This is a genomic window from Pedococcus dokdonensis (genome assembly GCF_900104525.1).
GTDB classification, from domain to species: Bacteria; Actinomycetota; Actinomycetes; order Actinomycetales; family Dermatophilaceae; genus Pedococcus; species Pedococcus dokdonensis.
In genome coordinates, this window is sequence record NZ_LT629711.1 from 324,780 (window position 1) to 338,663 (window position 13,884).

Consider the following 13,884-nt stretch of genomic DNA (forward strand, 5'->3'; position numbering starts at 1 on the left):
GGGCGGCGCACCTTTTGGTTTGTGTTCGGACCATTGACAGGCCGCGCGCGATGGGTGAAGCATTCGCTCACCTTCGTTGCGTGGACTAGGAGCTTGCTGTGTCCGATGTGCGATCACTGTCCGACGACGAGCGACGGCTCGCCGAGCTCGGCTACAAGCAGGAGCTGAACCGCTCCTGGTCCGGTTTCTCCAACTTCGCCATCTCGTTCTCGATCATCTCGATCCTGGCCGGGTGCTTCACCACCTTCGGCCAGGGGTTCAACAACGGTGGCCCGGTGGCGATCTCGTGGGGCTGGCCGATCGTGTCGGCCTTCATCCTCCTGATCGGCTTCACCATGTCCGAGCTGGTCTCGGCCTACCCGACCTCGGGCGGGATCTACTGGTGGGCCAACAAGATGGGTGGCGCGCGAGCCGGCTTCTTCACCGGCTGGCTCAACCTGATCGGCCTGATCGCCGTCACCGCCTCGGTCGCCTACGGCTGCGCGACCTTCCTCGACCTGACCCTCTCCACCTTCTCGAAGGGTTACGCCGACGGCTACTCGCTCACCCGGGTGTTCTGGTTGTTCGTGATCCTGCTCGCGCTCGCCTCGGTGCTCAACATCTTCAGCGGGCACCTGATGGCGATCATGAACAACGTGTCGGTGTGGTGGCACGTCATCGGCGCGACCGTGGTGATCCTGATGCTCATCTTCATCCCGGACCACCACCAGAGCTTCAGCTACGTCTTCACCGAGCGGTTCAACAACTCCGGCTACAGCGGTGGCAGCAACAGCTCGCTGAAGTACTGGTTCCTGGTGCTGCCCTTCGGCCTCCTGCTGACCCAGTACACGATCACCGGGTTCGACGCCTCCGCCCACCTCTCCGAGGAGACCGCATCGGCCTCGAAGGCGGCGGCCAGGGGCATCTGGCAGTCGATCTTCTACTCCGCCATCGGCGGCTGGATCCTGTTGGTGTGCTTCCTGTTCGCGGTGCCGAACGGTGACGACGGCAAGCCCGACAACGCAGGGGTCGGCGGCGGTGGCGTCGCCTACATCTTCACCCACGCGATGGACAGCAAGTGGGCCGGCACCATCCTGCTGATCTCCGCCGTCGGGCAGTTCTTCTGCACCACGTCGTGCATGACCAGTGCGTCGCGGATGACGTTCGCGTTCAGCCGTGACGGCGCGGTGCCGGGGTCACGGCTCTGGTCGTCGCTGTCCGGGGCGCGGGTCCCGGCCAACGCCGTGATGCTGGTCGCGGTCGTGGCCGCGCTGATCACGCTGCCGGCCCTCAAGGAGGTCAACGTCGGCACCGACGAGTCGCCGTTGATCGTCCCGGTCGCCTTCTACGCGGTGGTCTCGGTGGCCGTCATCGGCCTCTACCTCGCGTTCCTCATCCCGATCTGGCTGCGCTGGCGGATGGGCGACGCGTTCGAGCCGGGCGGCTGGAACAACGGCGCGAAGTACAAGTGGATGAACATCCTCGCGGTCATCGAGATCGCCATCATCTCGATCTACTTCATCCTGCCGTTCGTCCCGGCCGGGGTGCCGTTCAGTGACGACTTCGACTGGAAGTTCGTCAACTACGCACCGATCCTCACCATCGGCTCCCTGGTCATCCTCTGGATCTGGTGGCAGGTCTCGGCGAAGAACTGGTTCACCGGACCGAAGCACACCATCGACAAGGACGTGGTCGAGGCCTTCGGGGAGTGACCCACGGCCTGACGCTGGAGGAGGCGCTCGAGCGGCTGCCCCGACTGGGGCGGCCGCTCGAGGTCACCGAGCTGCCGGGCGGGTTGACCAACCACAACCACAGGGTCCGGACGGCGACACACGATGTCGTCGTGCGGATCTCGCCACCAGGCACCGAGCTGCTGGCCATCGACCGCGAGCACGAGTGGCGCAACAGCTGCGTCGCCGCCTCGGTCGGCGTCGGGGCGCCGGTCGTGGAGTACCTGCAGGGCGAGGGGGTGCTCGTCGTCGAGTTCCTGCCGGGGCGCACCTACACCGCCGCTGACGTCGCGGCCAACCTGCCGCGCATCGCTGCCACGGCGCGGCGGCTGCACGCCGGGCCACCGTTCGCCTCGCGGTTCGACATGTTCGAGGTGCAGCGGGGCTACCAGCGCATCGTCGACGAGCGCGGGTATGCCGTGCCCGCCGGCTACGACGCGCTGGCTCCGAACGCGGCGCGGGTCGAGGCGGCCCTGCGGGCCCACCCCGAACGGCTGGTGCCGTGCCACAACGACCTGCTGGCCGCGAACGTGATCGACGACGGGGGAGACCTGCGGTTCATCGACTACGAGTACTCGGGGATGAACGAGGCGTCCTTCGAGCTCGGCAACCTCGTCAACGAGTCACAGCTCGGCCACGACCACCTGGCGGAGCTGGTCGAGGCCTACCACGGCGTGGTCACGGCCCGGCTGCTCGCCCGGGCCGAGCTGTGGGGCCTGGCTGGTCGGTGGGCGTGGACGTTGTGGGGCGTGATCCAGCACGGTGCCTCGGATGTCGCCCACGACTTCTGGGACTTCGCGCAGGAGCGCCACGAGCTGGCGCGACTGCTGCTGACCAGCCCGCGACTGGACGAGCTGCTCGACGCGGCCGGCGCGGCCCCGTGACGACGGTCCCCGGCCGCGCTCGCGTCGTGGTCATCGGCGGTGGGGTGATCGGTTGCAGCGTGGCCTACCACCTCACCAGGCTCGGGTGGACCGACGTCGTGGTGCTGGAGCAGGGCACTCTCTCGTGCGGGACCACCTGGCACGCGGCCGGCCTCGTCGGGCAGCTGCGGGCCAGCGAGGCGGGCACCCGGCTGGTGCAGTACTCCACCGACCTCTACGCGCGGCTCGAGGACGAGACCGGGCTGACCACCGGCTACCGCGTCTGCGGCGGTCTCACGGTGGCCCGCACCCCCGAGCGGATGGTGCAGCTGCGGCGCACGGTCGCCAGCGCCGCGGCCTACGACCTCGAGTGCGAGCTGCTGACCCCACAGCAGGCGCAGGACCGCTATCCGCTGATCCAGGTCGACGACGTGGTCGGCGCCATCTGGTTGCCCGGTGACGGTCGCGCCAACCCGACGGACCTCACCCAGTCGCTGGCCAAGGGCGCCCGGATGGGCGGCGCGACGATCCTCGAGCGGGTGCGCGTCACCGGGGTGAGGTCTCATCGCGGGCGGGTCGCCGGCGTGACCACCGACCTCGGCGACATCGAGGCCGAGGTGGTCGTCAACTGCGCGGGGCAGTGGGCCAAGGCCGTCGGTGCACTGGCAGGGGTGACCGTGCCACTGCACTCGGCCGAGCACTTCTACGTCGTCACCGACCAGGTGGCCGGCGTCCACCGCGACCTGCCGATCCTGCGCGACCCGGATGGCTACACCTACGTCAAGGAGGAGGTCGGTGGGCTGCTGGTCGGCGGCTTCGAGCCGGTCGCCAAGCCGTGGGTCTCGCCAGACCGGATTCCCTACCCCTTCGAGTTCGCATTGCTCGACGAGGACTGGGAGCACTTCGAGATCCTGATGGACAGTGCGGTGCACCGGATCCCGGTGCTCGCGGAGACCGGGATCCGCAAGTTCTACAACGGTCCCGAGAGCTTCACCCCCGACAACCAGTTCCTCCTCGGCGAGGCGCCCGAGCTGCCGGGGTTCTTCGTGGGCGCGGGCTTCAACTCGGTGGGGATCGCGTCGGCCGGTGGCGCCGGTCGCGCGCTGGCGGAGTGGGTCGTAGAGGGCGAGCCGACGTCCGACCTGATCGGTGTCGACCTGCGCCGGTTCTCACCGCTCGCGGGGAGCAACGCGTGGTTGCGGGCTCGGGTCGGCGAGGTGCTGGGCCTGCACTACGCCGTGCCGTGGCCCAATCGCGAGCTGGAGTCCGCACGGCCGCAACGGCTTTCACCGGTCCATGACCTGCTGGTCGAGCAGGGCGCCTGCCTCGGCAGCCGCAACGCCTGGGAGCGGGCCAACGTGTTCGCCCCGGCCGGAGTCGAGCCGGTCCTGGACTACAGCTGGGAGCGGCCCCGGTGGGTGGACTGGTGCGTCGCCGAGCAGCGCGCCACCCGCGAGGCGGTCGCGGTCTTCGACCAGACGTCCTTCTCCAAGTACGTCGTCACCGGCCCCGACTCGTTGCGTGCCCTGCAGTGGCTGTGCTCCGCGGACGTCGACGTCCCGGTCGGGCGGGCGGTCTACACGGCGCTGCTCAACTCGCGTGGCACCTACGAGGCCGACCTGACGGTGACGCGCACCTCGGCGACGGACTTCTTCCTCGTGAGCAGCGCCGCGACCACCGTGCGCGACCTCGACTGGATCCGTCGCCACGTACCCGAGGACGCCCGCCTCGGCGTCGTCGACGTCACTGGCTCGTATGCCGTGTTCGGGGTCATGGGCCCACGCTCACGAGAGCTGTTGGAGGCCTTGGGTGACGACAGGTTCGACGACGCGTCCTTCCGGTTCGGCACCAGCCGCGAGGTCGTGCTCGGAGAGGTCCTCGTGCGGGCTACCCGGATCACCTACGTGGGGGAGCTGGGCTGGGAGCTCTACGTGCCGACCGAGCTGGCGCGGTCCGTCTACCTGGACCTGTTCCGGGCCGGGGCCGACCTCGGCGTCGTGCCAGCCGGCTACTACGCCATCGAGGCGATGCGGCTCGAAAAGGGATACCGCGCCTTCGCTCGCGAGCTCACGACCGACACGGGACCGGTGGCAGCCGGACTGACCTTCGCCTGCAAGCTGCGCGGTGACGTCGACTTCCTCGGTCGCTCTGCCGTCGAGGCCACCCGCGGCACCCCGCCCGCGCGGCGGGTGGTGTCGTTCGTGGTCGGCGACCCGGCGGCATACCTGTGGGGTGGGGAGCTGGTGCTCCGCGACGGCGTGCCGGCCGGGCAGGTGACCAGCGCGGCGTGGGGCGCCACCGTCGGCTCAGCGGTGGGGCTGGCGCTCGTCGGGGACCGCGACGGCGGCACCGCCGACAAGGATTGGCTCGACTCCGGGGAGTGGGAGGTCGACCTCGCGGGACAGCGGTTCGCGGTCGACGTGTCGCTGCGCCCGCCGTTCGACCCGGGGGGCCGCAAGCTCGGTCGGGAGACGTCTTAAATGGTTCTATCTCAGACCATTGACGCCGACCGACCGGGGGTATTGGATCGGACGGTGAGCGCCGCCCAGCCGAGGATGTCGCTGCCGCACGTGGTCCTCCGGCCGGCGTCCGGCAACGCCTTCGAGGCGACCGTCGAGCAGCTCGCGACCGCGATCCGGCTGGGTGTCTTCACCGATGGTGAACAGCTGCCCCCCGAGCGCGAGCTCGCCGACCGCCTCGGCGTCAGCCGCAGCACCCTCCGCGAGGCGATCGCCGCCCTGCGCGACTCCGGACTGGTCACCACCCGCCGTGGTCGCGGCGGCGGCAGCGTGGTGACCTACGCCGGTGCCGAACCGGGCAGCCGCGCCGGCGCACCCGTGCGCACCGGCGCTGCGCTCGCGGACGCCATGGACTTCCGCCGGGTGGTCGAGCCGGGCGCCGCCGCAGTGGCAGCCACCAAGGCCCTCGCCGCCGACCAGCGGGCCTGGCTCGTCGAGTCCGCCAGGGCGGCGCGCGAAGCCCCCGACAACGCCGCCCACCGCCTGGCCGACAGCCGGTTCCACCTCGCGGTGGCCACCCTGTCGGGCTCGCCGATGCTCATCGAGGCGGTCACGCGGGCGCAGGCCGCCCTCTCCGAGCTGCTGTCCGCGATCCCGGTGCTCCCCACCAACATCGCGCACTCCAACGACCAGCACGACGCCGTCGTCCGGGCGATCCTCGACGGCGACGACGCGCGGGCCCGCGAGGCGATGGAGGAGCACTGCGACGCCACCGCCGCCCTGTTGAGGGGGCTGATCGGATGACCGCGCCACCCCTGAGGACCCCACCCTGCACGACGCCACCACAGACCAGGAGACGCGCATGACCGCACCACCGCAGCTCACCGTCGAGCAGCTCCGGGCCGACATCGCCGCAGGCACCGTCGACACGGTCATCGTGGCCTTCACCGACATGCAGGGTCGCTTGCAGGGCAAGCGGATCCACGCGCAGTTCTTCCTCGACACGGTGCTCGGGCACGGCACCGAGGGGTGCAACTACCTGCTCGCCGTCGACGTCGACATGAACACCGTCGACGGCTACGCCATCAGCTCGTGGGAACGCGGCTACGGCGACATGATGTTCGACCTCGACCTGGCCACCTTGCGCCGCACCCCTGGGCAGCCCTACTCGGCCACCGTGCAGTGCGACCTGTCCTGGCTGGACGGCAGCGGGCTCGTGCGGGAGTCGCCGAGGTCGGTGCTCAAGGCACAGGTCGAGGCCGCCGCGGAGCTGGGGCTCGCCGGGTTCACCGGCACCGAGCTGGAGTTCATCGTCTTCGAGGACTCCTTCGACCAGGCCTGGGACCGCCGCTACCAGGGACTCACCGGCGCGAACCGCTACAACGTCGACTACTCCATCCTGGGCGGCACGCGCGTGGAGCCGCTGCTGCGCGACATCCGCAACGAGATGTATGCGGCGGGCGTCACCGTCGAGAGCGCCAAGGGGGAGTGCAACCTCGGTCAGCACGAGATCGCGTTCCTCTACGACGAGGTCGTGCGCACCTGCGACAACCACGTCGTCTACAAGAACGCCGCCAAGGAGCTGGCCGCCCGACACGGGCAGTCGCTGACCTTCATGGCCAAGTTCGACGAGCGTGAGGGCAACTCGTGCCACATCCACCTGTCGCTGCGCGGCACGGACGGTGGCATCGTTTTCGCCGACGACGAGCGTGAGGGCGGTCGCAGCGCGGTCTTCGAGCACTTCGTCGCGGGCATCCAGACCCGGCTGCGCGAGCTGACCCTGCTCTACGCCCCGAACGTCAACTCCTACAAGAGGTTCCAGCCGGGGTCGTTCGCGCCGACAGCGATCGCGTGGGGCACCGACAACCGGACCTGCGCGCTGCGGGTGGTCGGTCACGGCGCGGGCCTGCGGGTCGAGAACCGCGTCCCCGGCGGTGACGTGAACCCCTACCTGGCCGTCGCGGGGATGCTGGCATCGGGGCTGCACGGCATCCGCGAGGAGATCGAGCTCGAGCCGGCCTTCGAGGGCAACGCCTACGCGTCCGACAAGGACCGGGTGCCCTCGACGCTGGCCGAGGCCCGCGACCTGTTCGCGGCCTCGGACTTCGCACGGGCAGCCTTCGGTGACGACGTCGTCGACCACTACGCCCACGCGGCGGAGGTCGAGCTCACCGCGTTCAACGCAGCGGTGACGGACTGGGAGCGGGTCAGGGGGTTCGAGCGCCTGTGAGCACTTCGCTGCACGAGGTGGTCAACCCGGCCACCGAACAGGTGGTCACCCAGGTGTCCCTCGCCGACGTCGACGAGACCGATGCGGCGATCGCGGCTGCCGAGGCGGCCGGGCCGGCCTGGCGGGCGGTCGCACCGGCGGATCGCGGTCGCCTGTTGCGCAGGTTCGCCGACCAGGTCGACGCGCACCTCGAGGAGCTCGCCCAGCTCGAGGTCGCCAACTCCGGTCACACCATCGCCAACGCCCGCTGGGAGGCGGGCAACGTCCGCGACGTGCTCACCTACTACTCGGCCGCTCCCGAGCGCCTGTTCGGTCGGCAGATCCCCGTGGCAGGTGGCCTCGACGTCACCTTCAAGGAGCCGCTCGGCACGGTGGGGATCATCGTGCCCTGGAATTTCCCCATGCCCATCGCCGGCTGGGGCTTCGCGCCCGCGCTGGCCGCGGGCAACACCGTCGTGCTGAAGCCGGCCGAGCTGACCCCGCTGACCGCGATTCGGCTGGGTGAGCTCGCACTGGAGGCGGGGATCCCTGAAGGCGTCTTCACCATCATCCCGGGCAAGGGATCGGTCGTCGGCGAGCGCTTCGTGAGCCATCCCTCGGTGCGCAAGGTCTGCTTCACCGGGTCGACTGCCGTGGGGCAGCGGATCATGCGCGGGGCAGCCGACCAGGTCAAGCGGATCACCCTCGAGCTCGGTGGCAAGAGCGCCAACATCGTCTTCGCCGACAGCGACCTCGAGAAGGCCGCGGCAACCGCGCCCTACGGGGTGTTCGACAACGCCGGCCAGGACTGCTGCGCCCGCAGCCGGATCCTGGTGCAGCGCAGCGTCTTCGACCGCTTCATGGAGCTGTTGGAGCCGGCCGTGAAGGGCGTCGTCGTGGCCGACCCCGGGGACGACGCCACCGAGATGGGACCGCTGATCAGCGCTGGGCAGCGAGACACCGTGCGGTCCTACGTCGAGGACGCGACCGAGGACGTGGACGTCGCGTTCCGCGGCGAGGCGCCGACGGGTGACGGTTTCTGGTACCCCGCCACCGTCGTCCTGCCCCGGTCGACGACCGACCGGGTCTGGCAGGAGGAGGTCTTCGGACCCGTCGTGGCCGTCATGCCGTTCGACGACGAGGCCGACGCGGTCGCCAAGGCCAACGACACGGCCTACGGGCTGTCGGGGTCGATCTGGACCAACGACGTGGGCCGCGCCCTGCGCGTCGCGCGGGGTGTCGAGGCGGGCAACCTGTCCGTCAACTCGCACAGCAGCGTGCGCTACTCCACCCCGTTCGGTGGTTTCAAGCAGTCCGGGATCGGCCGCGAGCTCGGACCGGACGCGCTGGACGCGTTCACCGACGTCAAGAACGTGTTCATCTCCACTGAGACCAACTGACCCGAGAGGACAACACATGGCAGGCAGGCTCGAGGGCAAGGTCGCGGTCGTCACCGGTGGGTGCTCAGGCATCGGACTGGCGACGGTCCGCAGGTTCGCCGAGGAGGGTGCCAAGGTCGTCATCGGCGACCTCGACGACTCTGCGGGTGAGGCACTGGCCGAGGAGCTCGGCGGTGCCTACGTGCACTGCGACGTCGCCGACAAGGACGACGTCGACCGGCTGTTCGCGACGGCCAAGGAGAAGTTCGGACGGCTCGACATCGCGTTCAACAACGCCGGTATCAGCCCGCCCGAGGACGACTCCATCCTCGACACCGACCTCGACGCCTGGCGCCGGGTGCAGGAGGTCAACCTCACGAGCGTCTACCTCTGCTGCAAGGCCGCCCTGCCCTACATGCTCGAGCAGAAGTCGGGTTCCATCATCAACACCGCGTCCTTCGTCGCGGTGATGGGAGCGGCGACCTCGCAGATCTCTTACAGCGCCAGCAAGGGCGGCGTGCTCTCGATGACGCGCGAGCTCGGCGTGCAGTTCGCGCGGGAGGGGGTGCGCGTCAACGCGCTGTGCCCGGGACCGGTCAACACCCCGCTGCTCAAGGAGCTGTTCGCCAAGGACGAGGAGCGGGCGGCCCGTCGGCTCGTGCACGTGCCGATGGGGCGCTTCGGGGAGCCGGAGGAGATGGCCAACGCGGTGCTGTTCCTGGCCTCCGACGAGTCGAGCTTCATGACCGCCTCGACCTTCCTCGTCGACGGCGGGATCTCCGGCGCCTACGTCACACCTCTCTGAGGTCCACGTGACGCGTCCGCTGATCGGGATCACCTGCTACGTCGAGCCGGCCACGCGGGGCGACTGGAAGGACGTGCCGAGCGTCGTCCTGCCGCACGACTACGTCCGCCAGGTGGAGGAGGCGGGTGGCACCATCCTGGTCATCCCGCCGCGCGGCGACGCCGACGACGAGATCGCCCGGGAGGTGGTGTCCCGGCTCGACGGGCTCGTGATCGCCGGCGGTGCCGATGTCGACCCCGGGCTGTACGCCGCGGCCGACCGGCACCCCGACGTGCAGGAGGCGCGGCACGACCGTGACGCGATGGAGGTGGCACTGGCGCGGGCGGCGGCCGAGGCCGACCTCCCGCTGCTCGGGATCTGCCGGGGCATGCAGGTCATGGCGGTGGCCGCGGGTGGCACTCTCGAACAGCACGTCCCCGACCGGGTGGGCCACCTCGACCACTCGCCCGAGGTGGCGGTCTACGGCCACCACGGCGTGACGACGGTCCCGGGCACCCGGCTCGCCGACCTGCTCGGCGACGAGGCCGACGTGCCGAGCTACCACCACCAGTCGGTGCTCACCCACCCCGGCTACCAGCCCTCGGCCTGGGCGCCCGACGGCACCCTCGAGGCGATGGAGGACCCGGACGCACGGTTTCGGCTGGGCGTGCAGTGGCACCCCGAGGTCGGCGACGACCCGCGGCTCTTCGAGGCGCTGGTGGCGGCGGCGCGCGAGCACCGCAGCGCCTCGCTGACCACGATGCGGACCCGGGGTTCAGGTGGTGGACCCGACCTGTCAGAGTGATCGCGTGATGCCCCGCCCCGTGGCCACCGCCACCGTCATTATCGCCTAGCGCGACGAGAGCTCCTCGTCGCGCAGACCTCCCGCACCCGGGGGGTCTTTTGTTTTGGCGGGACACACCCCGAGCCCGTCAGGACGCGACATGGGGACAATGACAGCGGGACCTTCGACCCTGCGACGACCGAGCGACCGACGAACGGACTGACGATGAGCGACCTGCACGTCTACGACACCACCCTGCGCGACGGCGCGCAGCAGGAGGGCCTCAACCTCTCGGTGTCGGACAAGCTCGCCATCGCCATGCACCTCGACGAGCTCGGTGTGGGGTTCATCGAGGGAGGCTGGCCGGGCGCGAACCCGAAGGACACCGAGTTCTTCGCCCGCGCCGCGACCGAGCTCCGGCTGCGCAACGCCACCCTCGCTGCGTTCGGCGCCACCAGGCGGGTCGGCGGTCGCGCGGCCGACGACCCGCTGGTGCGCGCCCTGCTCGACAGCCAGGCGCCGGTCGTGACCCTCGTGGCCAAGTCGCACGTGCGCCACGTCGAGTCGGCGCTGCGCACCACCCGCGACGAGAACCTCGCCATGGTGCGCGACACCGTGTCGTTCCTCGCGGGGGAGGGCCGCCGCGTCTTCCTCGACGCCGAGCACTTCTTCGACGGGTATGCCGCCGACCGCGACTACACGTTGGAGGTCGTGCGGGCGGCGATGGAGTCGGGCGCCGAGGTGGTCGCCCTGTGCGACACCAACGGCGGGATGCTGCCCGACCAGGTCGCCGAGGTCGTCGCCGACGCCGTGACCTCGACGTCGGCCAGGGTGGGGATCCACTGCCACAACGACACCGGTTGCGCCGTGGCCAACTCGATGGCCGCCGTCGACGCGGGTGCGACCCACGTGCAGGGCACCATCAACGGGTACGGCGAGCGCACTGGCAACGCCGACCTGCTCACCGTCGTCAGCAACCTCCAGATCAAGCGCGGGCTGCCGTTGGTCGAGTCCGACCGGCTGCGCGAGGCCACCCGCATCGCCCACTCGATCAGCGAGATCACCAACGTGCCGCCCTACTCGCGCCAGCCGTATGTCGGTGCGAGCGCGTTCGCGCACAAGGCCGGCCTGCATGCCAGTGCGATCAAGGTCGACCCCGACCTCTACCAGCACACCGACCCCCAGCACGTGGGCAACGACATGCGGATGCTGGTGTCCGACATGGCCGGTCGCGCGAGCATCGAGCTCAAGGGTCGTGAGCTCGGCTACGACCTGTCCGGAGACAACGAGCTGCTGACCCGCGTGCTGGCCCGGGTCAAGGCTCTCGAGCTGCGCGGCTACACGTTCGATGCGGCCGACGCGTCGTTCGAGCTGCTACTGCGCCGGGAGGTCGAGGGTGGCGGCTACGACTTCTTCGACGTGGAGTCGTGGCGGGTCATCACCGACGCCCGCGGCGGCGAGGACGCCCTGTCGGAGGCGACGGTGAAGGTGCTGGCCGGCGGTGAGCGCGTGGTGGCGACCGGCGAGGGCAACGGCCCCGTGAACGCCCTCGACCACGCCCTGCGTCGGGCGCTCGCGCCGGCCTACCCCGAGCTCGACAAGCTGGAGCTGATCGACTTCCGGGTGCGCATCCTCGACGCGGCCCACGGCACCGACGCGGTGACCCGCGTGCTGATCGAGACCTCCGACGGCTCCACGTCGTGGGAGACCATCGGGGTCGCCGGAAACATCATCGAGGCGTCGTGGCAGGCCCTCGTCGACGGTGTCACCTACGGCCTGGTCCGCGCCGGGGTGCCCGTCCGGTAGCGCCTGCACCGCAAGCACTTTCGGTATGCCGCGTGGCCGAGCCACGCGGCATACCCGCGTGTTCGGAGAGTGACTGGCAAGAAACGTCACGACGCGCGCAATGCCCTGGGCCGCTGCGTCGTCTGGCGAGGTGTCGGCGCCGACACCACCGGGGCGGGACCGGGATGCCCCGGGAAGCGCTCGGTGGAGCGCCCTGCGGTCTCGCACTCGGGGGCCCGGGAAGGTCGCCATGCGTACGAGACGCATGAGATCCAGTTACCTGACGCGGGTCACGTCCCCGCATCAGGGCGGGGGGCCTGACCTGGTGCCGTCAGTCGGTGCCGGCCTCCATCGCCGCCCGGTCCAGGGCGTCGTCCTCGCCGTCCTCGGCGCGCGGGTTGGCCGAGATCGCCTTGGCTCCACCGGGCTCCAGGTCGCCCACGAGGTCCTGGTGTCGCGCGACCAGCTGGCCCTGCGCGGCATACAGCTCGAGCTTGGCCCGTGAGTCTGCGATGTCGAGGTTGCGCATGGTCAACTGGCCGATGCGGTCGACGGGGCCGAAGGCCGCGCCCTCGGTGCGCTCCATCGAGAGCTTCTCGGGGTGGTAGCTGAAGGCCGGCCCGGTGGTGTCGATGATCGAGTAGTCGTCGCCGCGGCGCAGCCGCAGGGTGACCTCGCCGGTGACGGCGGAGGCGACCCAGCGCTGGAGCGACTCGCGCAGCATCAGGGACTGGGGGTCTAGCCAGCGACCCTCGTACAGGAGTCGGCCGAGCCGCCGGCCCTCGGCGTGGTAGTTGGCGATGGTGTCCTCGTTGTGGATCGCGTTGAGCAACCGCTCGTAGGTGATCCAGAGGAGGGCGAGGCCGGGTGCCTCGTAGATGCCGCGGCTCTTGGCCTCGATGATGCGGTTCTCGATCTGGTCGGACATGCCGAGGCCGTGCCGGCCGCCGATGGCGTTCGCCTCGTCGACGAGCGCGACGGCGTCGGGGAACACCGTGCCGTTGATGGCGACCGGGCGACCCTGCTCGAAGCGGACCGTCACGTCCTCGGTCGCGATGGCCACGGACTCGTCCCAGAAGGGCACGCCCATGATGGGGTCGACGATCTCCATGCTCTCGTTGAGGAACTCGAGCGTCTTGGCCTCGTGGGTGGCGCCCCAGATGTTGGCGTCGGTCGAGTAGGCCTTCTCGGTGCTGGCGCGGTAGGGAAGGTCGCGGGCCTGCAGCCACTCGGACATCTCGGTGCGTCCGCCGAGCTCGGTGACGAAGTCGGCGTCGAGCCACGGCTTGTAGATGCGCAGGGCGGGGTTGGCGAGCAGGCCGTAGCGGTAGAACCGCTCGATGTCGTTGCCCTTGAAGGTCGAGCCGTCACCCCAGATGTCGACGCCGTCGTCCTTCATGGCGCGGACCAGCAGGGTGCCCGTGACCGCGCGGCCCAGGGGAGTGGTGTTGAAGTAGGTCTTGCCGCCGCTGCGGATGTGGAACGCACCGCACGCGATCGCGGAGAGCCCTTCCTCGACCAGGGCGGACCGGCAGTCGACGAGGCGCGCCAGCTCGGCGCCGTAGGCCCCGGCACGGTCGGGGACCGTGTCGATCTCGGGCTCGTCGTACTGGCCCAGGTCGGCGGTGTAGGTGCACGGGATCGCACCCTTCTCCCGCATCCAGGCAACGGCAACAGAGGTGTCCAGACCGCCCGAGAAGGCGATCCCGACACGTTCTCCAACAGGCAGGGACGTCAGAACTTTCGACACGGTAGGTCAGCCTACGGGCCGCCCGACGACGGCGCGCACGGGTCCGCCCCGTGGCTACCCCCTCCGCACTTCTGGCCCCTGGTGCCGCACGGGAGGGGGTGCCGGGGTCCCGGATGGGGCACCTGCGGCCAGAAGTGGGATCGCGGACGCCCCCTCCGCACT

The 13,884-nt window shown here is 70.1% G+C and carries 10 protein-coding genes; 9 read left to right on the forward strand and 1 reads right to left on the reverse strand.

Annotated features, from left to right (window positions below; all coding sequences use genetic code 11):
- The first annotated feature begins 98 nt into the window (after positions 1 to 98).
- From BLQ34_RS01615 to cimA, 9 genes are all read left to right on the forward strand, one after another.
- Entirely contained in the window at positions 99 to 1,691 is a 1,593-nt protein-coding gene (locus BLQ34_RS01615; protein WP_091780590.1) for an amino acid permease, read from the forward strand.
- Complete coding sequence (locus BLQ34_RS01620; protein WP_091780592.1) at positions 1,688 to 2,593, forward strand: choline/ethanolamine kinase family protein; 906 nt, start codon at positions 1,688 to 1,690, stop codon at positions 2,591 to 2,593. Before BLQ34_RS01615 ends, BLQ34_RS01620 begins: the two co-directional genes overlap by 4 nt.
- Positions 2,590 to 5,052 carry a GcvT family protein gene (locus tag BLQ34_RS01625; RefSeq protein ID WP_091780596.1) on the forward strand — a complete coding sequence of 821 codons (2,463 nt, stop codon included), beginning with the start codon at positions 2,590 to 2,592 and terminating at the stop codon, positions 5,050 to 5,052. The genes BLQ34_RS01620 and BLQ34_RS01625 overlap by 4 nt, the downstream gene beginning before the upstream one ends.
- 54 nt (positions 5,053 to 5,106) lie before the next feature.
- Positions 5,107 to 5,835: a FadR/GntR family transcriptional regulator gene (locus BLQ34_RS01630; protein WP_269457312.1), complete on the forward strand. Its 729-nt coding sequence runs from the start codon at positions 5,107 to 5,109 to the stop codon at positions 5,833 to 5,835.
- 58 nt (positions 5,836 to 5,893) lie between these two features.
- Positions 5,894 to 7,261 carry a glutamine synthetase family protein gene (locus BLQ34_RS01635; RefSeq protein WP_091780599.1) on the forward strand — a complete coding sequence of 456 codons (1,368 nt, stop codon included), beginning with the start codon at positions 5,894 to 5,896 and terminating at the stop codon, positions 7,259 to 7,261.
- The gene (locus BLQ34_RS01640) at positions 7,258 to 8,640 is read left to right on the forward strand and encodes an aldehyde dehydrogenase family protein (RefSeq protein WP_091780601.1); all 1,383 of its coding nucleotides are present in this window, start codon (positions 7,258 to 7,260) and stop codon (positions 8,638 to 8,640) included. The genes BLQ34_RS01635 and BLQ34_RS01640 overlap by 4 nt, the downstream gene beginning before the upstream one ends.
- Before the next feature lie 16 nt (positions 8,641 to 8,656).
- Positions 8,657 to 9,424, forward strand: a complete 768-nt coding sequence (locus BLQ34_RS01645; protein WP_091780604.1) for a 3-oxoacyl-ACP reductase — start codon at positions 8,657 to 8,659, stop codon at positions 9,422 to 9,424.
- 7 nt (positions 9,425 to 9,431) lie between these two features.
- Positions 9,432 to 10,208, forward strand: a complete 777-nt coding sequence (locus tag BLQ34_RS01650; RefSeq protein ID WP_091780607.1) for a gamma-glutamyl-gamma-aminobutyrate hydrolase family protein — start codon at positions 9,432 to 9,434, stop codon at positions 10,206 to 10,208.
- Between the two features lie 204 nt (positions 10,209 to 10,412).
- A complete protein-coding gene (gene cimA / locus BLQ34_RS01655; protein WP_091780609.1) occupies positions 10,413 to 11,993 on the forward strand; it encodes a citramalate synthase in 1,581 nt (526 codons plus the stop codon).
- Positions 11,994 to 12,303: 310 nt separating this feature from the next.
- Here cimA and argG read toward each other — a convergent pair whose 3' ends face one another.
- Positions 12,304 to 13,722, reverse strand: a complete 1,419-nt coding sequence (gene argG, locus BLQ34_RS01660) for an argininosuccinate synthase (RefSeq protein ID WP_091780612.1) — start codon at positions 13,720 to 13,722, stop codon at positions 12,304 to 12,306.
- Between the last annotated feature and the right edge of the window lie 162 nt (positions 13,723 to 13,884).